The following is a 21,534-nucleotide window of genomic DNA, read 5'->3' as shown; positions in this document are numbered from 1 at the left end:
CTTTAAAATTTAATTGTATAACTTACTGAAGGAATGATGGGGAAGAGTGTGGTTTGTCGCAAAACACTCTTTGTTTTCCGTTCTCCTGTCTCCGGATTCACGATAGTCTTGCCCCAAATATATAAGTAGAAAGGGTTCAGTCGATTATAGACGTTATAGATACTGATATTCCAGGTCCGTAGGTTCCCCCGTTTGGTTATTTTGTGGAAATTCACGCCGAAATCCAACCGATGATAATTGTCATATCTGAAGTTGTTGCGGGCATCCACATGATAATAGGTATCCGGGAAATAATAGGAATCACCCCGGTAATTGGGAGAATTGATCGCGGCATATTCATGAAATGCGAAGGTGGCTGCATTTCCCGTGCTGAAGACCCACGAGGCCGACACATCTATCTTCTCTGAGAATTTGTGCGTACCGGTAATGCTGATATCGTGCCGTCTATCGTATTTCGCGGGAAACCACCTTCCTTTGTTGATGGTATTACCGGGACGGTCGAAGAGCCTGTCGGATTTTGACCAGGTGTAGCCAATCCATCCGGTTGTATTGCCGAATGACCGTTGGGCCAGGAATTCAATTCCATAGGCAACGCCACGCCCCATGCTCACCTTTTCTTCCCAGTTCGTGGAGGAACCAATAAACGATGCGCCGTCTTTATATTCGAGTAGGTTATGCATTGTCTTATAATATCCTTCCACGGAGAAATCGGCTATGTGCGGGACAGAATAGAAAGCACCCAAAGCGTACTGATGCGATTTCATCGGTTTGATCTTTGTTGTGGCGGGTACCCATAGATCGGTTGGCATACTGATACTGTTGTTGGAGAGCATGTGGATATACTGGTTCATAGAGGCATAACCCGCTTTCAAAGAGAGATTTTCAGCAAGCAACACACGTAATCCTGCCCTGGGTTGTAATGAGAAATAGTGGCTGTTTTGTACATGGAAGGAGGAGAAATGGGCTCCTAAGTTTATTTTCAGCACTCTTCCGAGGGAGAAGTTATCCTCGAGGAAAGCCATCGTTTCATGAGCATACACCTTGGGGCTACCGGCTATGGTATCAATATTTTCCTCATTATTATCGCCTGTACTGTTGAATTTCAGAGAAGTAACATCGGGTGAGAAAGTATGGTAGGTGTAGGATGCTCCGAATTTGACGTCGTGATTCACATTCGGTGTGAAGTCGAAATCGGTTTTCAGTGTCCAGTCCCGTATACCGGAGTTATAGGAGAGGCGTGTCTCTTCTTCCCGGGTAACTTTACCCTGACCCGAAAAATCCTGGCTTTCGTAGGCGCTACCCAATGCCGACCGGTAACGGGTGAATGAGGCGGTGGTATTCATGAACAGCTTGTTGTTCACAACCCGGTTCCAGCGAAGGGCTGCAATGGTATTGCCCCAGTTCCAGTCGAGTTTCGTATGCTCTTTGCTCTGGAAACTCTCACCGTAAGTGCTTTTTTCCGCCACGTCCATATAAATCGCATCGTCACCCATATAGGTGCTCAGGTATAGCTTGTCCCTGTCCGATAGCTTATGGGTGAACTTGGCGTTTATATCGTAGAAATAGTATCCCGCACTTTTTACACCTCCGTTCCCTTCGTCCTGCATCATTTTGATGATCGGCTGTGCCAGCACATCGAGATAGGTTCTTCGCAGTGATATATTGAAAGTGGTCTTCTCCTTGATGATAGGTCCTTCCAACTGTAATTTTGATGAGATCAGTCCGATGCTTGCTGTACCCCGTATTTTTTTGTCATCTCCGTCTTTCATACGCACGTCCACAATGGAGGAGAGTCGTCCACCAAACCGTGCCGGGAAGCTGCCTTTATAGAGTGTCACGTTTTTCAATGCGTCACTGTTGAATACAGAGAAGAAACCGAGCATATGGTTGACATTATACAGCGGAACACCGTCCAACAAAAGCAGGTTTTCATCCGGTCCGCCCCCACGCACATACAATCCTGCTGAACCTTCGGTGCCCGATTGTACACCCGGTAGTAGTTGTAATGCCTTGATCAGGTCATTCTCACCCAGGAGGGTAGGGATATTCTTTATCTGTTCGATGGGTACTTCCACGGTACTCATTTGGGTTCCTTTGACCCCTATCTCGGAACGGTGACCGATCACTGTCACTTCCTGCAGCATGTTATCCTGAGCCAGTTGGATGTTTAATACGGTGTCGCTTTTCAGTTGAAATTCCTGCTTCAAGGTACGGTATCCGATATACGAATATTCGAGTGTTACAGTTCCGGCAGGCAGCGTGAGCGAATAGTAGCCGAAATTATTGGTTACCGATCCTTTCGATGAGTTCGAATCATAAATTGTAGCGGAAAGGAGGGTTTCTCCGTTTTCCTTATCGGTAATGTAGCCGCTGATAGTGTAACGTTGTGCCAAAATCGGGTAGACCGACAAGCACAGCAGCATCAGGAAAAGTGTAGTGAGTTTTTTCATAAAATAAATGATGAGCAATGCTCAATTGTAATACTTCTAAGTGATATGTATGTAAGATGCACTACAAGTCAAAATAACTCACCATAGTTGGTTAAATTATTATAATTATTTTATTTTGTACAACAAAGATATTACATGCGATGATGAAATTGAAAAAAGAGTTTATAATTTTTAAGGATGAATTCCCTGAAAGTGTAGGAAAAGCAGTCACGAGAATATGGGATAAGGGAAAAAAAGAAATTATATCCCATTATGGTAAAGGATATTATGGATTTAAGTTTAAGCAGGTAGATTGGTTGGTGAACGAAAAGAAGCGTACATTGATGAATTAAAACGCCAGTACGCACCGGATGAAGAAAATACCATTAACCGTACCGGGAAAGTGACCGGGTAAAAGAGGATTGCTGCAACATTCCATTGAGTGATTTCGTCTATACAATAGATCCAACTTCGGATTGTTTACTTTGAAAGTGCTCTATGCTGCAATAAATTTTGTGAAACAACATAGAACAGAATTATTAAACACTTTTATTATGAAACCGTTAAAGCTATTTTCTCTTTTATTCTTATTATGGGTATCGATACTTTTATCCTGTTCCAAAGAAGAAAAACCACAGGTGCTTGATGTAAACAAAGCAGAACTACAATTCCCTACCGGTGCTTCCACTCGTGAATTTAACATTACAACGTCCGGAGACTGGTTAATAGAGGCAAACGGATTAGAACTTTTGTATGGAGGAAACATGGGGCGTGCCGATTGGTACACTGTAGAACCACTCGGAGGAAAAGGAGATACAAAAGTAGCCGTGACTTCAAAAGAAGAAACGGCTGGCAACACAGCCACACTTAAAATCAAATACGACGGAAAGGAAAAAACTGTTGTGTTGAAACAGGACGCCGCTCTCGAAAGTGAATAGTATTATGCCCAGATTATTATTGATTGTGGGAATCTGGCTGTTGACACTTATTGTCGTAGAAGCCCAACACTACACCATCAGCGGTTATATCAACGACCGCTCCACCAAAGAAATTCTTATCGGGGCCACCATCTTCGATGCCCGATCCGGTAAGGGGGCATCAACCAACAGTTATGGCTTTTACAGCCTGACATTACCGGCACGAGAGGTGAAAGTAAAATTTCAATCGGTTGGATATTCACCTTACGAAGATGGTTTTCATCTCACCAAAGATACGGTCATGAATATTTCCCTTTCCCAAACCGCATCGGAATTGGAGGAGGTGGTTGTGACTGCCCGGCAGGGTAGTGTCGACGCAAAACACGGTGTCACGCATATTCCCATCGAAAAGATAAGGAATACCCCGGCGCTATTTGGGGAAAGTGATTTGATGAAGTCGTTACAGTACATCCCAGGCGTGCAGAATGCCACCGAGGGTAAAAGCGACCTGTCGGTGCGGGGAGGGAGTCCCGACCAGAATCTTGTGCTTCTTGACGGAAATCCGCTTTACAACATCAATCACCTGTTCGGATTTCTCTCCGTGTTCAATACCGATGCATTGAAAAATGTAACGTTATATAAATCCGCTTTTCCTGCCCGTTTTGGGGGACGGCTTTCTTCTGTCGTCGATATCAATACCAAAGACGGCAACAAACAGAAATTCGGTGGCTCGGTTACCGCAGGTTTGCTTGCCTCTAAATTCAGTATGGAGGGTCCGATTGTAAAGGATAAAACCTCTTTCACCCTTTCTGCCAGACGCTCCTATGCCGATCTGTTCATGGGGAAATTGCAGGAATGGATAGACGAAACATCGAACAGTCGTGAAAGTTTTTATTTCTACGACTTCAATGCGAAACTGCATCATAAGGTCGACGATAAGACCTCTTTCTACGTGGTGGCATACAACGGAAAGGACAGTTATAAAAACAGGATATGGGAGAAAGATATTCCGGGCGAACGAACCAATTCTATCATCCATCAGGACTGGAGTTGGGGCAATACCATTCTGGCAACCCGTTTCAACAGGGCGCTTACCAGCAATCTGTTTATGAATGCCAATCTCTCCTACAACCGCTATGCTTACCGGATTTACATAGATGAAAAATTCAATCTCGTTGAAGATGAGAAAGAGAAGAGTGTGCGCAACACGCTACACTACGACTCGGGAATCAGGGATTATACCGGAAACCTCGAATGGGAGTATATTCCCTCTGCAAACCATTACGTAAGGGCAGGAACACAATTGATCCGGCATCATTTTAAGCCGGAAGCGTTCCGTTTCTCCGAAAATGCAGAGAATCGATCTCCTGCTTTCTCCTCGGCAATGATTAAAGCTACGGAAACCGCCGTCTATGCTGAAGATGAATGGAACCTTATAAGACAACTAACGCTGAACGGCGGATTGCGTTTTGCAACGTTTCACGCAAAAGGGAAAACATATACGGCGCTCGATACTCGCGCTTCGATAAAGTATCTTTTGGGTAGCAATACTTCCATAAAGGCAGGCTACAGCCATATGCAACAGTACATTCACTTGTTGTCCAACAACTCCCTCCTTTTTCAAACCGACCTTTGGGTACCGGTAACCGATAAGGTTAAACCGATGAACTCGGTGCAATATTCATTGGGCGTATATCAGCATCTCAACAAGTTATTCGATTTCTCTGTCGAGACCTACTACAAGACAATGGAGAACGTGATTGAATATAGGGATGGCGCTTCCTTCTCCGGTTCGCCCGTCAGTTGGGAAGAGAAGGTAGAAGCAGGCGAGGGACGCTCTTATGGTGTGGAATTCTCTGTTGAAAAGCAATCGGGCAGAGTGACCGGCACGGCATCTTATGCGTGGGCGAAAACAGAACGTCGATTTGATAAGATCAACGACGGAGAGTGGTTTCCTGCCAGATTCGACAGACGGCACACCGCTAATATTTATCTATCTTACCGCCTGAACAGGAAAATCGACTTTACAACCCAATGGACTTACACTTCCGGCGATATGATGACAATTCCCTTGATGACGGTCATTACGCCCGATATCCCTGATGCAATGGGAATTATTGATGATTTAACCCAACTCGACCACCGGAATAATTACCGTATGCCTGCCTATCACCGGCTCGATGTCGGAATGAATTATACCCGTAAGAAAGACCGTAGTACACGTTATGGCGTGTGGAATTTCAGTATCTACAACCTGTACAACCGGATGAATGCGTTTAAAATCTATGTGGTCACAGATGTAAACAAGGATGCAACCGGCAGAAACATATATACAAGACAGTTAAAGAAAATAACGCTGTTCCCTGTTTTGCCGTCACTGTCATATACTTATTATTTTTAGTCATGGGAAAAAGATATTTATACAACATATATGCAGGCTTTTGCTTGCTGGCAATATTCCAATCGTGCGAAAATGATGTTCATTTCAAGGACAAGCAATCCTCCCCAAAAATGGTGGTGAACTCCATTATCAATGCAAGTGAGGGGCAAAAACAATTAAAACTGTCGGAGAGTGTCTTTGTTTTCGGTGATCAAAAGCCCAAACCGGTGGAAAACGCTGAACTACAACTTAAAATAAACGGAATTGAAACACCGTTGACCTTTGAAGAAACAAAGGAATCCCACCGGTATTATAGCTTTCGGGCTGATTTTAAATCCGGTGACAAAGTGGAAATATCCGGCAAATCTCTTGAACACAATCCGATTTATGGAGTAGACTATGTTCCTGAACCTGTAGAAATAACCGGTGTAAAGACCGAATGGTTTACCGGTAAGGCCGATAACAAAAGCTATCTGCGGACACTTATCACCCTGAAAGATAAACCCCGTGAGAAGAACTTTTACAGAGTTGTTATCCGTGTAAAAGATATTTACGAACATAATGGCAAAGATGAAACGGATTGGATTCTGTATGATGTGCACGTAGATCAGGAACCGCTGTTCAATCATATCCCCAACACTCCGTGGAATGAGAATCCCGACACATACCGGATCTTTTCGGATGAACTGATTGACGGGAAAGAATATACGCTTAACGTCTATCTGCAGATGGATAGGGATAATCCTTGGGGGGCAGTTCCGCAAACGTTCATCAAAGCAGAAATACATACCTTATCGGAAAATCTTTACAGATACCTTCGTTCCGCAGAGTTGGCAAGAGAAACCGATTATTTTGCAGAACCGGTCAAGATATTCTCCAATATACAAGGAGGATATGGGATTATGGGGATTTATAATGTCAATGAGAAAATTACAGAAGTTGAAAGATAGGCAGACTCCACATCGAGGGTATTACTATAGACAACCATCCGAAGCAGGAAAAATGGAAACTCCTATCTGGCGACTTCCAGTGCTTTTTCCAGATATTCATCCCTGCCTTCCTTTATAGCCTTGATGGTTTTATTGACCGGATAGTCGGGGTAGAACCCTTTCAGATAAAGTTGACTCCCGTCGTGCTTTAATACTTTCATGCCTGTCCATATAACCCGATAACCGCATGGAAGGATAATATGATTGACATTACCGTTACAGCCCGCTGTCAGTTCCCCTACGGTAGTTGCCAGATTGTAATGATCAATGATGCCCATCATGGTTTCGCCCGCACTTACCACTGAAGGATCATTGATGATGATCGATTGGGATTTGAAAAAGGGTTGCTGGGGTTGGACCGTCCAATATGACGAATGAAACTCTACCTTTTTCCGGTCGGGATAAATAGTTAGTGGGACATTCCACGATGCTGAAGTAGCCGGCTCTTTAATCAGGTAGGGCAGGATTTGGAAAAAATTCAACCTGCTACTACCTCTTTGGTCATAAATTACAGCTTTTGCTCTGGCTAAAATTTCTTTTTTCTGCTCAAATTCTTTTCCGGAACAATTGGACATGTTGATGTAATATATTTCGGGTTTTATTTCGACGATCGTTTCGGACGAGTATTTTCCCTCATTTATCGGGTTGAAAATTATACTTCCGTCCCTTGAATTGGCTACGATTATATTTTGTGCTTTACCGTCGCGTTCAATCAAGAGCCGGGTTCCGCTGCTTTCCGGTTTGTTTTCCTTGTTATTATTCGCAAATTCAAACGTACTAATACTGGTTGTATTGTTTTGGTCCAGTTTTCCTCCCAGGATATTCAACGCCCTATATTTCCGTAATTGGGGTGAGCCTGATATCATTTTTTCCTTTTCATCCAATACTTCCATAACTGGTTTCGCATCTATTTCGAGGATGATATCGCCCCGTTTTAAAGTGGTATCGTTTGAAGCTGTAATGACAATCTTATTTTCGATAAACTCAGTGCGTACAGGCAAAAGATATATCGGTTCCTCGAAAACGATCCCATGCCCGTCATCAACTTTGGAAATCATCTGGCTCAATGTCACAAAAAAATCTTTCTTCCGTTTGTTGGTAAATGCGCTATTCAATGTTTCTCCCAACACTTCATTCCAGTCCGTATCAATCACATCGAAATAGGGGAAAAAATGTTGAAGCACATTCCAGGTGATAATGACACTCGCCAGATTTACCTGCAGATCAAAAAAATATCCGTTGATGTTTATATGATCCAATTCAGATTGAAGCCGGGCTAAGGTTGATCTATCCGTTTGGGGATAAGTGGAGGTGTCGTTTGTAAGCAAGGTTAATGGAACCACACAAATCAGGTTATTACCAATGGGTTCTTTGATAATTTCACCGAATGGAGGTATGCGGTCAAATATCACCGTATCGATTTCGTTTTTGTAGGTCCTGATACTATTGTAAATATTGGCCGGGTTGTCCAGGTACACACCATAATGTTGCCATGCTACCGGTTTTGCTTTTGGATCGGGAGAACGAAGAATCTCCGGATCGAATATTTCTGCTTTTTGTGTTTCATAAATCTGTAACCCTTGTACTATGGGTGAGAAAAGTTGATAAAGAGTATCCCTCAACGCTACGGTTGTCTTGACATTTTCAACTTTTTGAATACCGAGTACGGCAAACTTGTCCCAATCTATTTCCCGAGCTTCGTCACTTGGGTGAAACCATCTGGCATATCCGTACAACCGGGTAAAAGACGCTATGTTTTGTACTTTCTTATCCAAGCTTTGCCCGTTGCTGCCTGGTTTATTATGGCAAGCGACGCAAAATGATACTACAATGACGGTCAGAATGACATTTGCTTTCATAATTTTTTCTGTACCCCGATACCTTTTTACTCATCTCATTTTATTTTAGATAGTTTTTGGCTTGCGGAACTCTGGGCTCCAAATATAATCATTTTTATAATAAGGCGGTTGGTTTATTAAATTTTACACATTTGTGTATTGTCTGACTGCATATTTTTCCTGACCTTTGCATCGTCGAGTCATGTATAATGTCGAATCTTAATAAGATGATAACTAAGATGAAAAAATTACACTTGATACTGCTTCTGGTAGTTGGGACGCTTATTATCAGTAGCTGTGAAAAGAAAAGTCCTGAAGACGATTTTATGAAGCTGGAATTCGAAGATTTGCCCCATTCGTCCCAAGAGTTTCTGCAAAAATATTTTCTGGGTAATAAAATTGTCGACATCAGTTTAGACAGACCGGAAAAAGCGAGTGACCCTCACAAGGTCAATCCCGGTGCGATTACGGAGGATAATCTTACGTTGTATGTTACTTTAGAAAATGATGTCTATGTTGCTTTCTCCTCACCAAATGGTAATTGGATATATGTGCAGGCTGATAAGGGGATGCCTTTTTCAGCCGCTGAAATATTACATCCGGATGTCTATCAGGAGTTGATCAAAAAAGAACCTGATGCAAAAATCAGTATGCTTTCTTATTATACCATTTATACTATCGGTATTGTATTGGATAATGGGCATAAATATGGACAAACTCCGGCATTTACCTATAGCAATACCATACTGGCAGAAGCAGGAGTTTCCGATAAGACTCTCGAATCAAAATTCGATGCGTTTTTGAAACGCAATCGCCTCGAATCACAAATTACGACCAGCGATTTCTTAAAAATAACAGAAAGGGACAGGGTATATTATCGGTTGTATGTAGCGAATATTCTTGCTCTCGCTTTTAATGAAAATGGCGATTGGATTCGCGGGGAGATAGATTTTGGCGACCAGGACAAGATGGCAGGAGCAGCCGTTTTCCTGACACGGATTTCAGAGAATGAGCTGCCCGAAAGAGTGGGAGAGGTGTTCCGCGATATGCATGGTTTAGGGGATATAGAGATTGTTGCCTCTTATGAAAATGGATACTATGGTTTCCGTTTTGAAAACAGAGATCTGCTGGTACATGAGGAGAAAGGGATCATGCCTTCCCCGGTGGGAGTTGCCGGTAAACTGGTTGCAGATCATTACGGCAATTCTTATACACTGGTTCGACCCCAGGGATCAACCATTATTGGCGTGGATGAATTCTATTACTCTTTTTTGTTCGAGAGTGGGAACGACAACATCAGCATCGATATGGACATGTACGGTAATTGGACATGGATTGATGCCTATTATTACAATAAAGGTAAACGGAAGGATCTGATCTTATCCATGAACATGGTGGAAGCTGTGCTTCCGGATAAAATCATTGATTACCTCCATGAGAATTATAAGGATGAGGATGTCTATCAGTTGAAATTCGACAGGAGATCGGAATATCGTGTCTATATCGAGAAATACATCCTTATGTTTGCAGAGGATGGTCGTTTCAGAGGGCGTGGAGAATGGAGTATTATATATCCAAGCTAAATGTTCAGTGCTGCAATTGTCTTCTTCACCAATCCCGAATGGGTGACCTGTTGTTCGTATTCCTCGATCACCACGGCAGTACCTCCCATCCTGATGTTGGGATTGCGATAGATCATGGCACTCTCCACCGGTTTCCTTGCTGAAAGATGAAATTCTCTGGCTCCAGTCTCCCTGGCAATAGTGGCTATATTGTGCATGTTAACCCCACTTCCGGGCATAATAATAATACGTTCTCCCGCACGATGTACCAACTCTTTCAGCAGTGAAATTCCTTGTTCTGCCTGCTGTTGCTGCCCCGAAGTGAGTATCCTGTCACATTCCAGGGATATAATTTTTTCCAGACTATCGAACGGATCACGACACATATCGAATGCCCGATGAAAGGTGACACTCATTTCCCCGGCTGCATCAATCAACTCCCGGTTACGTTCCATATCCACTTCACCTTTTGCCGTGAGGCAACCAATCACAACTCCATCCACTCCCAACTGACGGGCTATCTCGATATCTTTCAACATGATTTTATGTTCCAGTGTCGAATAGAGAAAATCACCACTTCTCGGGCGAATAATCACATTCAGTTTGATATTTAAAAGTTCCCTTGCCACTGAAATATCACCATACGAAGGAGTGGTGCCACCTTCGGGAATCGCAGCACAGAGTTCTACACGATAAGCCCCTCCTTTTTGCGCTTCTACGCAACTGGCGGCTGAGTTGGCACAGATTTCCAATTTATAATCCATATCTCAATATTTTTTATTTGGTGTGATCGGATTGTTTTGAAAACAATATCGATTCATCAAATCAATTCGAGGGTACAAAGTTAGATAAGAATTGTGTTATAGCCATCATATAGGTAAAAGCTATGTTCTATTAATAACTTCAATTGAAAACCAAGCACTTTTTTCTTTGTTGTTTGTTAGATTTTATATTAATAATTTAAAAACAAAGTTATGAGCACAGTAACAGCAAAACAACCGAAAGCAAAAATAAGCTCCGCTAATAAGGAAATCGGAACTTTTATTGGAGACATTTTCTCGTTTAATAATAGTTTGAAACTCTATCACTGGCATGTTACCGGTAAAGGCAGTTATGCGCAACATATTTCGCTGGATCAGGCTATAGTCGTGATTTCGGATTTACTTGACCGTATTACCGAAACGACTTACGCGCTGAAAGGTGATCTCAATATCGTAATTCCCCAGACTTCCGTTCCGGGTGATATTGTAAAGCACGCTACGGGCTTTTACGAATACGTGGATTCCAAACGTGAATTATTTACCGAAGATTTTTCGGAATCGATACTCGACGATATTCAGGAAGCTATTCAACAGCTTCTTTATAGACTCGTCAGACTACAATGACCAAAACCATAAAATGAAAAGAGTGGAGAGCGGCTTAAGTCGCTCTTTTTTATTTTAAGACACTCTTGTTGGCAATTTTTTACGCAGATACTCAGATATGTAAATTTTAACCCGATTTGTGAGCATATTATTCGTTTTTTCTGTCTTTATGTTTTACTTTTGCCATATGAACACTCTTAAGATAATCTATAAAAATGGCTATAATAAAAATCAACAATTATTCGCTCTTAACAATCACTCTTCTGCTTGTTTCACTGATTACTTTGCAAGGTTGTAAAAAGAAGGAGGGAGAAGAGAATTATATCAAGTTTAAAAAGCTCAAAGATACCCATCAATATTTTGCTTACAGGGGAGATGGCTCAATATTGATAAGTGGTCACAGAGGGGGCTGCGAGGAAGGATACCCCGAAAATAGTATCGAAGGGTTCCAGCAGGTGTTGAGCCAAATACCAGCTTTCTTCGAAATTGATCCCCGCCTCACCAAAGACAGTGTGATCGTGCTGATGCACGACGCAACACTGGATAGGACAACTAATGGAACGGGTAATCTTTCCGATTACACTTTCGCAGAATTGCAATCATTGAGGTTGAAAGACCATGAGGGAAATATAACATCTGCCGAAATACCTACGCTTAACGAGGTGATCAAATGGAGTAAGGGAAAGACTGTAATAAACCTCGATAAAAAAGATGTTCCGTTCGATATGATCGTGGATTTGATCAAAAAAGAGAAAGCAGAAAAACATGTAATGCTTACTGTACATACCGGAGCACAAGCCAGATATTATTCCGACAGATTATCCGGAATCATGTTGTCAGTCTTCGCCAGAAATGACAAGGAGTTTGAAGATATTGCTATTTCCGGTGTACCATGGGAGAATATGATCGCCTATGTGGGGCAAACAATCAACGATTCCAATAAACATATTGTAGAGCAATTACGGGCCAAAGGGGTTAGATGTATGGTCTCATACGCACCGTCACTCGATCGACTGAAAACGGCCGGAGAAAGAGAATCAGCCTATAGGGAAGCAATCAAAATAAGCCCCGACATCATTGAATCGGATTATCCCGTTGAGGTCTGGAAGGCTCTGGTATCAAACTAAAAAGGAGTTCGTATGCGAATAACCTTACCTAATCAATTGCCTTTCTATCCCTTGTTTCGGGAAGGAATTAGACGAGCACCCGACAGAGGATTCCAACTGACGGTTAGCCAGACGAGAACGGCTTTGAAAAATGCACTACGTTATATTCCCTCGGAATTGCATGTGCACTTGGCACCTGAATTTCTGGAAGAACTGAAAACGCGTGGCAGGATCTACGGTTACCGCTATCGCCCTGAAGGAGACCTGAAGGCTAAAGTCATCGATGAGTATAAAGGTCAATGTGTGGAGGGAAAAGCTTTTCAGGTGATGATCGATAATAATCTATGTTTCGATATCGCACTCTATCCCTATGAACTAGTCACATACGGTGAAACGGGGCAGGTGTGCCAGAACTGGATGCAGTACCGACTGATCAAGATGTATCTCGAAGAGTTGACACAAGACCAGACATTGGTGATCGAGAGTGGACATCCGTTAGGGTTGTTCAAATCGAAGCCGGATGCACCACGGGTAATTATCACCAACTCGATGATGGTCGGCATGTTCGACAATTTAGCTGATTGGGAGATTGCAGCACAGATGGGCGTCGCCAACTATGGCCAGATGACTGCCGGTGGATGGATGTATATTGGTCCGCAGGGTATTGTCCACGGCACGTTCAATACTTTGTTGAACGCAGGGCGGCTGAAACTGGGTATTCCGCAGGATGACGATCTGCGAGGACGACTATTTGTTTCCTCCGGATTGGGCGGGATGAGTGGAGCACAACCTAAAGCGGCAGATATTGCCGGTGCTGTTTCTCTTATTGCCGAGGTGGATGTTTCCCGTATCGAAACACGTCGTTCGCAAGGATGGGTACAGCGTGTTACAAGAAATTTGCCGGAGGCATTCCGTTGGGTGAACGAAGCAAGAGTAGGTCTACAGCCGCTTTCCATCGCTTACCACGGGAATATCGTCGATCTGCTGGAATACGCTGTAGCAAACAATATTCAGATTGAGTTGTTGAGTGACCAAACTTCGTGCCACGAACCCTACACGGGCGGTTATTGCCCTGCCGGCATCACCTTTGAAGAACGTACCCGTTTATTGCATGAAGATCGGTTGACATTTAAGCAATTGGTAGATAGATCGCTCCGTCGTCATTTTGAGGTAATCCGAAAATTGGTGGACAAGGGCACCTATTTCTTCGATTATGGCAATTCTTTTATGAAAGCGGTCTATGATGCCGGCGTGAAGGAGATTTCGAAGAACGGCACAGACGAGAAAAATGGTTTTATCTGGCCTTCGTATGTGGAAGATATCATGGGACCCGAACTGTTCGACTATGGTTACGGACCCTTCCGTTGGGTTTGCTTGAGTGGAAAAGAGAAAGATCTGATAAAGACCGACCGGGCCGCGATGGAGTGCATCGACCCGAATCGGCGGGGACAGGATCGGGATAACTGGATTTGGATCCGAGATGCAGGAAAAAACCGGTTGGTAGTCGGTACACAGGCCCGTATCCTCTATCAGGATGCGGAAGGTCGACTGAAGATCGCTCTCAGATTCAACGAGATGGTGCGTAATGGTGAGATAGGACCGGTGATGTTGGGACGTGATCACCATGATGTGAGTGGCACCGACTCTCCGTTCAGGGAGACTGCCAATATCAAAGATGGTAGTAACGTGATGGCTGATATGGCGGTGCAATGCTTTGCCGGTAATACAGCCCGTGGCATGAGTCTGGTCGTATTGCATAACGGCGGTGGAGTGGGCATAGGAAAGGCGATCAATGGTGGATTTGGCATGGTCTGTGATGGCAGTGAGCGGGTAGATGAGATCCTTCGCTCAGCTATGATATGGGATGTGATGGGAGGTGTGGCACGCCGCTCATGGGCAAGGAATCCCAATGCGATAAATACAGTGAATAGCTTTAATCGGTCATATGCGGCCGAGTATCATATCACAGAACCTTATCTGGCAGATGGTGAGCTACTGGACAATCTTATTTTATCATAACGAGGGTTGATAGCCAAAATTATGGTTACTTTTATAGAATATAGAATAAGAACAATATAAATTCAGGTTAGTACCAAATTATGAATAGAATCATGGAATGTGTCCCTAACTTTAGCGAGGGGCGCGACAAGCAGATAATTGAGAAAATAGCAGATACTTTCCGCGGCAAAGAGGGTGTAAAACTGTTGGATTACAGTGGTGATACAGATCATAACCGGTCGGTGATTACCGTCGCTGGTGAACCGGAAGCATTAAAAAATGCGGTGATCGAAGCGATTGGACGGGCAGTGGAGTTAATCGACCTTACAGAACACCAAGGGCAGCATCCCCGTATGGGAGCAGTAGATGTGGTACCATTTATCCCGATCAAGAATGTGACGATGGAAGAGGCGATAGCCCTGTCGAAAGAGGTGGCGGAAGTAGTCGGGGAAAGATACGGCCTTCCGGTTTATCTTTACGAGAGATCGGCTTCGATTGCATATCGGGAGAATCTTTCCAACATACGTAAAGGCGAATTTGAAGGGTTAGGTGATAAGATGAAACAACCGGAATGGAAACCCGATTTCGGTCCTTCAGAGCCACATCCTACTGCCGGGGCCGTTGCGGTTGGTGCACGTATGCCACTGGTGGCTTATAACGTAAACCTGGGTACAAATAATTTGGAGATAGCGACTGCCATCAGTAAAAAAGTGCGTCATATAGGTGGAGGACTCCGTTTCTGCAAAGCGATGGGTGTTGCATTGGAAGACCGGGGTATCACGCAAGTATCAATGAATCTGACAGATTATACCAAAACGGCTATCTATCGCGCTCATGAACTGGTACGTATCGAAGCGCAACGTTATGGAGTACCCGTGGTAGGCGCTGAAGTGATCGGCCTCGTTCCGATGGAGGCGCTGGTCGATTCTGCCGCTTACTACCTGGGGTTGGAGAATTTTTCGGTCAACCAGGTGCTCGAAGCACGACTGATAGAATAATAAATATTAACTATATAGCTATTGCAATGAAAACAGTATTACAATGTATGTTTCTTTCAATTGTGTTATTGCAATTTTCTTGTAATAAAGAAGATGATGATCTGAATTCCAAATATTTAAAAGGTATGTGGGTGCATACGGATACAAAAGCAGACACCATAGATTTTAGTAATAGGATGTTCATGTCTGAGAAAACATTTGAAGTGAAACGAGGAAAAGAAATCCGAAACGGTTACGAGTTTTCCAAAGCTGGAAGTGGAATTTATACATATACGATTAAGGGTGATAGTATTTATCTGAGGGATTTGGCATCAAGTTACGGAGGATTTTTTCCCTATTATTTCAGGATAGATCTGGATAGAAAATCTTTTGATATCGGGAGTTTCGCTCCATTTACTGAAGGTTCGGTAATCAATAAATTTAGAAAAATAGAAAAATGAGTCTGAGAACTTTTCTTGCACAAAGTCACGACTTCGATTTCCTTGGTTCATGGTTCTTGCGTCTTATTTCTAAAACTTGAACTATATGAATAATCTGATCATAAAAAATACAGCCCAAATAGTCACATGTAGTGGTTTTAAGGGAAAATGCGGCAAGGAGATGAGTAACCTGCACGTGATAGAAAACGGGACGGTAATCGTAACCGAAGGTATCATATCGCATGTGCTTCATTCCGGCCAAGAGATGCCTGTTAATGAGCAGGATTATAATATAATAGATGCTACAGGCAAAGCTTTACTTCCCGGATTTGTCGATCCTCATACCCATTTCGTATTTGGGGGCTATAGGGAAGAAGAGTTTTCCTGGCGGATGCGTGGCGAAAGCTACATGGAGATTATGAACCGGGGTGGGGGTATTGTCAATACGACCCGTGCTACGAGGGAAGCAACGGAAGAAGAGTTAATGGAGGTCGGTAGTCAACGCCTCGATGCGATGATGCAGCTGGGCATCACCACCATAGAAGGAAAAAGCGGTTACGGACTTGAAAAGGATACCGAACTGAAACAACTCTGCGTGATGCGCCGCCTGAATGAGATCCATCCGATGGATATCATACCGACCTTTATGGGGGCGCATGCCATACCGGCGGAATGGAAAGGTAAAGAGGATCAGTTTATCGATTTCAATATCCGTGAGATGTTCCCCCTTGTGGCAAAAGAGAAGTTAGCGGAAGCAGTTGATATCTTCTGTGAGAAAGGAGTTTTCACAATAGAACAGTCACGCCGCTATTTGACAGCTGCACGGAAGCATGGTTTTCTGTTGAAGATCCACGCCGACGAAATAGTGCAGTTGGGTGGGGCAGAGTTGGCTGCGGAACTACATTGCCTCTCTGCCGATCATCTGTTGCAGGCATCGGACGAAGGGATACGGGCCATGGCCAAGACAGGGGTAGTGGCTACATTGTTACCTCTCACCGCCTTTTCATTGCGGGAAGAATATGCCCATGGCAGGAAGATGATTGATGAGGGCTGTATGGTAGCGTTGGCGACTGATCTTAACCCTGGGAGTTCATTCACGGCATCGGTACCATTACTCTTTGCGCTAGCCTGTATCTATATGAAGTTCTCGCCCGAAGAAGCTGTCACTGCTTTTACCATCAATAGTGCGGCGGCCATCAACCGGGCAGACCGTATCGGTAGTATCGATGTAGGCAAGCAGGGTGATCTGGTGTTACTGCAATTCCCTTCTTACAAATTCCTTCCTTACCACGTAGGGATGAATATCGTGGAGACGGTGATAAAACGGGGGAGAGTTGTAGTCAAAAATTAGAAATGAAAATGGGTCATTCTGTATTGAAAGTAAAGAGTTATCAGTTTTCTCTTCAAATAATTAGACTCGTGAAGAATTTACAAAAAGAACAAAAAGAATACATTTTGAGTCGTCAGATAATGAGAAGCGGAACGACCATTGGAGTTTTGATCAGAGAAACTGAATTTGCACAAAGTAAGGCCGATTTTATTCATAAAATGAGTATTGCTTTGAAAGAAGCGAATGAAACACTCTATTGAATTTCCCTTTTAAAAAAATCGTTCTATCTTTATATTAATGATGAAAATTTTATGTCGTTGAACTCCATCTCTAGCGAATTGATAGCTTTATTAGTTTCGATTGTAAAGACATCAAAGAAGAACTTAAAAAGCTAATTCTTCACTATTCATTTCTTCATTATCCACTTTTAATTTTCATAATATGAGACTACAGGATTTAACTTTAAAAGAATTTTTAGAAAGAACCGCGGCCAATGAGGCACTTCCGGGTGGTGGTAGTTCTTCGGCGTTGAACGGCGCTATTGCTTCGGCACTGACTGGGATGATGGCTAACCTGACCATTGGTAAGAAAAACTATACCGATGTGGAGGAGCAGATGAAGAAGACGGTCGAAATGATGGAGGAGAATAGATTACACTTTGTCAATGATATCGACCGGGATGCAGATGCATACGGTTTGGTGATGAATGTCTACAAACTTCCCAAAGAGACGGATGAACAAAAAGCTGTACGCGGAGAGAAAATCCAGGAAGCGATGAAAGTCGCCTCTCTCGTCCCGATGGAAGTGGCAGAAAGGGCATACGGTATGCTTGATATCATCATAGAAACGATTCGCCTGGGGAATAAAAATGCGGTGACAGACGGAATGGTCGGCCTGATGGCTTGCCGTACCGCTATTATGGGGGCGCTTCTCAATGTCCGTATCAACCTGGGTGGCATCGCCGATCAAGTTTTTGTTGCAGAGTTGAAAGAGAAATGCGACCTGATTGAGAAAGACACTATTATAACGGAGAATGAAATGATAGAATGGGTAAAATCACTAATCTAATCATATAGGATGAACAACATTTATTACATCGGAAAAAGCGAACTTACACTGGATGACCTGAAGTGGATCATTTCCGAAAATATTAAGGTGGAGTTGGCTCCCGAAGCCAAGAAACGTATACAGAAATGCCGTGATTATCTTGATAAAAAAATGGAAAACCAGACCGAACCGATCTATGGCATCACTACCGGATTCGGCTCGCTGTATGACCGTACTATTTCTAACGAGGATCTCAGTACACTTCAGGAGAACCTGGTGAAATCACATGCTTGTAGTGTGGGAGAAGAGGTCGCACCGTTGATCGTCAAGTTGATGTTTCTTTTGAAAGCATATGCTCTCTCGTTGGGTTATAGTGGAGTACAGGTGGTGACCGTACAGCGTATGCTCGATCTCTTCAACAATGATATCCTTCCCATCGTTTACGATAAGGGATCGTTGGGGTCTTCAGGTGATCTGGCACCGCTGGCTAATCTCTTCCTGCCACTCATCGGTGTGGGGGATGTTTTTTACAAAGGTAAAAAGCAGGATATTGGTGTGGTACTGGATGAATTCGGATGGAAGCCCATTCGGTTGAAGAGCAAAGAGGGGTTGGCGTTGTTGAATGGTACACAGTTTATGTCTGCCCACGGTGTTTACTCCATTATGAAGGCAGAACGGCTTTCCAAACGGGCGGATCTGATCGCTGCCATGTCTCTCGATGCTTATGATGGCCATATCGAACCATTCGAAGAGAAACTACAATTGATCCGTCCCCATTCCGGACAGATTGAGACGAGCCGTAATGTACGCAGGTTTCTGCAAGGGAGTGAGATCCTTTCAGGAAAGAAAAAACACCTTCAGGATCCGTACTCTTTCCGCTGTGTACCGCAAGTACATGGTGCGTCGAAAGATGCGATCAATTATGTGAAATCGGTCGTGATGACGGAGGTCAATTCTGTGACCGATAATCCTACTATTTTTCCGGATGACGATGAAATTATTTCTGGTGGCAATTTCCACGGTCAACCTCTCGCTGTGGCCTTCGACTTTCTGGCGATTGCCCTGGCAGAACTGGGTAATATATCCGAACGGCGTACGGCCCAGCTTATCCTTGGAAAGCGGGATCTTCCCGAATTTTTAGTAGCCAATCCGGGTCTTAACTCCGGATTTATGATTCCTCAGTATGTGGCGGCGTCGGTAGTAAGCCAGAACAAGATGTACTGCACTCCGGCGAGTACTGACTCGATTGTCTCTTCCAACGGACAGGAGGATCATGTAAGCATGGGTGCTACTTCGGCTGTCAAACTGCTCAAAGTGATGGACAATCTTGATATTATCCTTTCCATCGAATTGATGAACGCTGCACAGGCAATAGAATTCAGGCGACCACTTAAATCGTCACCGTTGATTGAAAAGATACTGAAAACTTATCGTAAGGAAGTGCCTTTTATCGATGAAGATATTGTGATGTATAAAGAAATACGCAAATCAACTTCATTTCTTAACCGGCTGGAAGTGGATGATATATAAGTTCATTGTATAATATGAAAAACAACGGTTGGTTTTCCCCGATAAATGGTGAAGATTAACTATATTTGTCACTTCAAAAAAAATAGACATCAAAAAATTATAAGAAAATGGTAGAAAAAATCAGACAATCGCTCAGGGATTCTGCAGCGGCGAGGTGGTCTGCACTTTTCATTGTATCCTTTACAATGATGTGCGGATATTTTTTAACGGATATCATGGCACCGCTGGCCGGCTTGCTGGAAGGGCAACTGGGGTGGTCGCGTGCAGAGTACGGTACGTTCACCAGTTCATACGGGTGGTTCAACATCTTTTTGTTGATGCTTATTCTGGGAGGAATTATCCTCGATAAACTGGGCGTAAGGCTTACCGGACTTGGTGCCGCCTCGGTGATGGTAATCGGAGCGGCTATCAAATACTGGGCAGTATCTTCGGAGTCGTTGCGTGGATCGACCTTGTTTGGCCTGGATGCACAAGTGTTATGGGCAAGTGTCGGATTTGCTATCTTTGCCGTGGGCGTTGAAGTAGCCGGTATCACTGTCTCCAAGATCATCGTGAAGTGGTTTAAGGGAAAGGAGTTGGCTACCGCCATGGGAATGCAGGTGGCTATGGCCCGTATCGGTACTGCCATGGCATTGGGTTTCTCCGTGCCGATTGCTAAAGCGATGGGTGTGGTCGACGTATCCCGCCCTATATTGTTCGCCTTGATCGGCCTCTGTATCGGCCTGATCGCTTTCATCGTCTATATGATGATGGACAAGAAGCTGGATGCTTCGGAAGCTACAGACGGGATTGAAGAAAAGAATCCGGACGATGAATTTAAAATCTCTGATATTGGAAAAATATTGGGTAATAAGGGTTGGTGGTATATCGCTATCTTGTGTGTGTTGTTTTATTCGGCCGTTTTTCCTTTCTTGAAATATGCAACGGACCTGATGGTCAATAAGTTTGGAGTGAAAGAAGATCTTGCCGGACTGATACCGATGTTATTGCCTTTCGGAAATATATTGTTGACTCCTCTATTTGGGGGAATTTATGATAGAAAAGGGAAGGGGGCTACTATCATGATCATCGGCTCATTACTGCTAATATTGGTACATGCACTTTTCTCTGTACCGGGCCTGAATAGCTGGATCTTTGCGATGGTACTAGTCGTGATACTGGGGGTCGCTTTCTCACTGGTCCCTTCGGCCATGTGGCCTTCCGTTCCCAAGATCGTTCCCGAAAAACGATTGGGTACCGCTTACTCCCTTATCTTCTGGGTACAGAACTGGGGATTGGCAGGAGTACCGTTATTGATCGGATGGGTGCTTGAGAAATATTGTATTACAGGACAGACCGTGCGTGATGGACTCACTGTAAATACCTACGACTATACACTTCCTATGATGATCTTCACCGGTTTCGGTATACTGGCGCTGGTAGTGGCTTTCCTGTTGAAAGCAGAAGACAAGAAAAAGGGATATGGATTGGAGTCGCCGAATATTGAAAAATGATAATAATTTGTAGATTTAATGATGTTATGATTTGCTGATTGATAGTCAGGTGAATTGTTCCCGTCAGAATAATAAGAAAAGGTAATCAGAATTAAATAAAGTAGATCGATCCGTTACATGTTGATGTGGCGGAT

Annotated in this window: 18 protein-coding genes; 15 read left to right on the top strand and 3 right to left on the bottom strand. The window is 43.6% G+C overall.

All coding sequences use genetic code 11. From position 1 onward, the window contains the following. Nucleotides 1–2 precede the first annotated feature (2 nt). Entirely contained in the window at nt 3–2,450 is a 2,448-nt protein-coding gene (locus VB073_RS07380) for a TonB-dependent receptor (RefSeq protein WP_323403515.1), read from the bottom strand. A 140-nt stretch (nt 2,451–2,590) separates the two neighbouring features. Here VB073_RS07380 and VB073_RS07375 point away from each other — a divergent pair, with 140 nt between their 5' ends. The 4 genes from VB073_RS07375 to VB073_RS07360 all read left to right on the top strand — a co-directional run bounded on the left by VB073_RS07375 (nt 2,591) and on the right by VB073_RS07360 (nt 6,676). Continuing rightward, a complete protein-coding gene (locus VB073_RS07375) occupies nt 2,591–2,782 on the top strand; it encodes a hypothetical protein (protein WP_323403514.1) in 192 nt (63 codons plus the stop codon). 201 nt (nt 2,783–2,983) lie between these two features. Next, nucleotides 2,984–3,367 (top strand): BACON domain-containing protein, encoded by a 384-nt coding sequence (locus tag VB073_RS07370; protein WP_323403513.1) that lies wholly within the window; start codon nt 2,984–2,986, stop codon nt 3,365–3,367. Nucleotides 3,368–3,371: 4 nt separating this feature from the next. Further along, nucleotides 3,372–5,747: a TonB-dependent receptor gene (locus VB073_RS07365; protein ID WP_323403512.1), complete on the top strand. Its 2,376-nt coding sequence runs from the start codon at nt 3,372–3,374 to the stop codon at nt 5,745–5,747. A 2-nt stretch (nt 5,748–5,749) separates the two neighbouring features. Beyond that, a complete protein-coding gene (locus VB073_RS07360) occupies nt 5,750–6,676 on the top strand; it encodes a DUF4249 domain-containing protein (protein ID WP_323403511.1) in 927 nt (308 codons plus the stop codon). A gap of 62 nt (nt 6,677–6,738) precedes the next feature. Here VB073_RS07360 and VB073_RS07355 read toward each other — a convergent pair whose 3' ends face one another. After that, the gene (locus tag VB073_RS07355) at nt 6,739–8,574 is read right to left on the bottom strand and encodes a S41 family peptidase (protein ID WP_323403510.1); all 1,836 of its coding nucleotides are present in this window, start codon (nt 8,572–8,574) and stop codon (nt 6,739–6,741) included. A gap of 218 nt (nt 8,575–8,792) precedes the next feature. On the opposite strand from VB073_RS07355, the gene VB073_RS07350 reads away from it, so the two are divergent. After that, nucleotides 8,793–10,136 (top strand): PepSY-like domain-containing protein, encoded by a 1,344-nt coding sequence (locus tag VB073_RS07350; RefSeq protein WP_323403509.1) that lies wholly within the window; start codon nt 8,793–8,795, stop codon nt 10,134–10,136. Here VB073_RS07350 and VB073_RS07345 read toward each other — a convergent pair. Further along, on the bottom strand, nt 10,133–10,879 hold the full coding sequence (locus VB073_RS07345; RefSeq protein WP_323403508.1) for a copper homeostasis protein CutC: 747 nt from the start codon (nt 10,877–10,879) through the stop codon (nt 10,133–10,135). The two genes, VB073_RS07350 and VB073_RS07345, sit on opposite strands and share 4 nt — an antisense overlap. A gap of 210 nt (nt 10,880–11,089) precedes the next feature. Between VB073_RS07345 and VB073_RS07340 the strand changes: the two genes are divergently transcribed. The 10 genes from VB073_RS07340 (at nt 11,090) to VB073_RS07295 (ending at nt 21,400) form a co-directional block, all read left to right on the top strand. After that, the gene (locus VB073_RS07340) at nt 11,090–11,500 is read left to right on the top strand and encodes a DUF5856 family protein (protein WP_323403507.1); all 411 of its coding nucleotides are present in this window, start codon (nt 11,090–11,092) and stop codon (nt 11,498–11,500) included. A gap of 194 nt (nt 11,501–11,694) precedes the next feature. Continuing rightward, a complete protein-coding gene (locus VB073_RS07335; RefSeq protein ID WP_323403506.1) occupies nt 11,695–12,606 on the top strand; it encodes a glycerophosphodiester phosphodiesterase family protein in 912 nt (303 codons plus the stop codon). A 12-nt stretch (nt 12,607–12,618) separates the two neighbouring features. After that, nucleotides 12,619–14,604, top strand: a complete 1,986-nt coding sequence (locus tag VB073_RS07330) for a urocanate hydratase (protein WP_323403505.1) — start codon at nt 12,619–12,621, stop codon at nt 14,602–14,604. An 80-nt stretch (nt 14,605–14,684) separates the two neighbouring features. Next, complete coding sequence (ftcD, locus tag VB073_RS07325) at nt 14,685–15,581, top strand: glutamate formimidoyltransferase (RefSeq protein WP_323403504.1); 897 nt, start codon at nt 14,685–14,687, stop codon at nt 15,579–15,581. A 26-nt stretch (nt 15,582–15,607) separates the two neighbouring features. Beyond that, nucleotides 15,608–16,021, top strand: coding sequence for a hypothetical protein (locus VB073_RS07320; RefSeq protein ID WP_323403503.1), 414 nt, complete (start codon nt 15,608–15,610; stop codon nt 16,019–16,021). A gap of 85 nt (nt 16,022–16,106) precedes the next feature. After that, entirely contained in the window at nt 16,107–17,351 is a 1,245-nt protein-coding gene (gene hutI, locus VB073_RS07315) for an imidazolonepropionase (RefSeq protein WP_323403502.1), read from the top strand. Between the two features lie 2 nt (nt 17,352–17,353). Further along, nucleotides 17,354–17,590 (top strand): four helix bundle protein, encoded by a 237-nt coding sequence (locus tag VB073_RS07310; protein ID WP_323403501.1) that lies wholly within the window; start codon nt 17,354–17,356, stop codon nt 17,588–17,590. Nucleotides 17,591–17,771: 181 nt separating this feature from the next. Continuing rightward, complete coding sequence (locus VB073_RS07305; protein ID WP_323403500.1) at nt 17,772–18,398, top strand: cyclodeaminase/cyclohydrolase family protein; 627 nt, start codon at nt 17,772–17,774, stop codon at nt 18,396–18,398. A 9-nt stretch (nt 18,399–18,407) separates the two neighbouring features. Further along, a complete protein-coding gene (gene hutH / locus VB073_RS07300) occupies nt 18,408–19,907 on the top strand; it encodes a histidine ammonia-lyase (RefSeq protein ID WP_323403499.1) in 1,500 nt (499 codons plus the stop codon). A gap of 107 nt (nt 19,908–20,014) precedes the next feature. Then, nucleotides 20,015–21,400, top strand: coding sequence for an MFS transporter (locus tag VB073_RS07295; RefSeq protein WP_323403498.1), 1,386 nt, complete (start codon nt 20,015–20,017; stop codon nt 21,398–21,400). Nucleotides 21,401–21,534 lie beyond the last annotated feature (134 nt).

The sequence above is a fragment of the Proteiniphilum sp. genome, from assembly GCF_034927365.1.
GTDB lineage: Bacteria > Bacteroidota > Bacteroidia > Bacteroidales > Dysgonomonadaceae > Proteiniphilum.
Note: the sequence above shows the minus strand (reverse complement) of the source record. Positions and strands in the feature narration are given on the sequence as shown.

Coding starts and splice junctions, on each gene's coding strand:
- VB073_RS07345 (WP_323403508.1), bottom strand. CDS start 10,879: ATGGATTATAAATTGGAAATCTGTGCCAACTCAGCCGCCAGTTGCGTA.
- hutH (WP_323403499.1), top strand. CDS start 18,408: ATGAACAACATTTATTACATCGGAAAAAGCGAACTTACACTGGATGAC.
- VB073_RS07335 (WP_323403506.1), top strand. CDS start 11,695: ATGGCTATAATAAAAATCAACAATTATTCGCTCTTAACAATCACTCTT.
- VB073_RS07370 (WP_323403513.1), top strand. CDS start 2,984: ATGAAACCGTTAAAGCTATTTTCTCTTTTATTCTTATTATGGGTATCG.
- VB073_RS07310 (WP_323403501.1), top strand. CDS start 17,354: ATGAAAATGGGTCATTCTGTATTGAAAGTAAAGAGTTATCAGTTTTCT.
- VB073_RS07365 (WP_323403512.1), top strand. CDS start 3,372: ATGCCCAGATTATTATTGATTGTGGGAATCTGGCTGTTGACACTTATT.
- VB073_RS07320 (WP_323403503.1), top strand. CDS start 15,608: ATGAAAACAGTATTACAATGTATGTTTCTTTCAATTGTGTTATTGCAA.
- VB073_RS07380 (WP_323403515.1), bottom strand. CDS start 2,450: ATGAAAAAACTCACTACACTTTTCCTGATGCTGCTGTGCTTGTCGGTC.
- VB073_RS07340 (WP_323403507.1), top strand. CDS start 11,090: ATGAGCACAGTAACAGCAAAACAACCGAAAGCAAAAATAAGCTCCGCT.
- ftcD (WP_323403504.1), top strand. CDS start 14,685: ATGAATAGAATCATGGAATGTGTCCCTAACTTTAGCGAGGGGCGCGAC.
- VB073_RS07360 (WP_323403511.1), top strand. CDS start 5,750: ATGGGAAAAAGATATTTATACAACATATATGCAGGCTTTTGCTTGCTG.
- VB073_RS07355 (WP_323403510.1), bottom strand. CDS start 8,574: ATGAAAGCAAATGTCATTCTGACCGTCATTGTAGTATCATTTTGCGTC.
- VB073_RS07330 (WP_323403505.1), top strand. CDS start 12,619: ATGCGAATAACCTTACCTAATCAATTGCCTTTCTATCCCTTGTTTCGG.
- VB073_RS07375 (WP_323403514.1), top strand. CDS start 2,591: ATGATGAAATTGAAAAAAGAGTTTATAATTTTTAAGGATGAATTCCCT.
- VB073_RS07350 (WP_323403509.1), top strand. CDS start 8,793: ATGAAAAAATTACACTTGATACTGCTTCTGGTAGTTGGGACGCTTATT.
- hutI (WP_323403502.1), top strand. CDS start 16,107: ATGAATAATCTGATCATAAAAAATACAGCCCAAATAGTCACATGTAGT.
- VB073_RS07295 (WP_323403498.1), top strand. CDS start 20,015: ATGGTAGAAAAAATCAGACAATCGCTCAGGGATTCTGCAGCGGCGAGG.
- VB073_RS07305 (WP_323403500.1), top strand. CDS start 17,772: ATGAGACTACAGGATTTAACTTTAAAAGAATTTTTAGAAAGAACCGCG.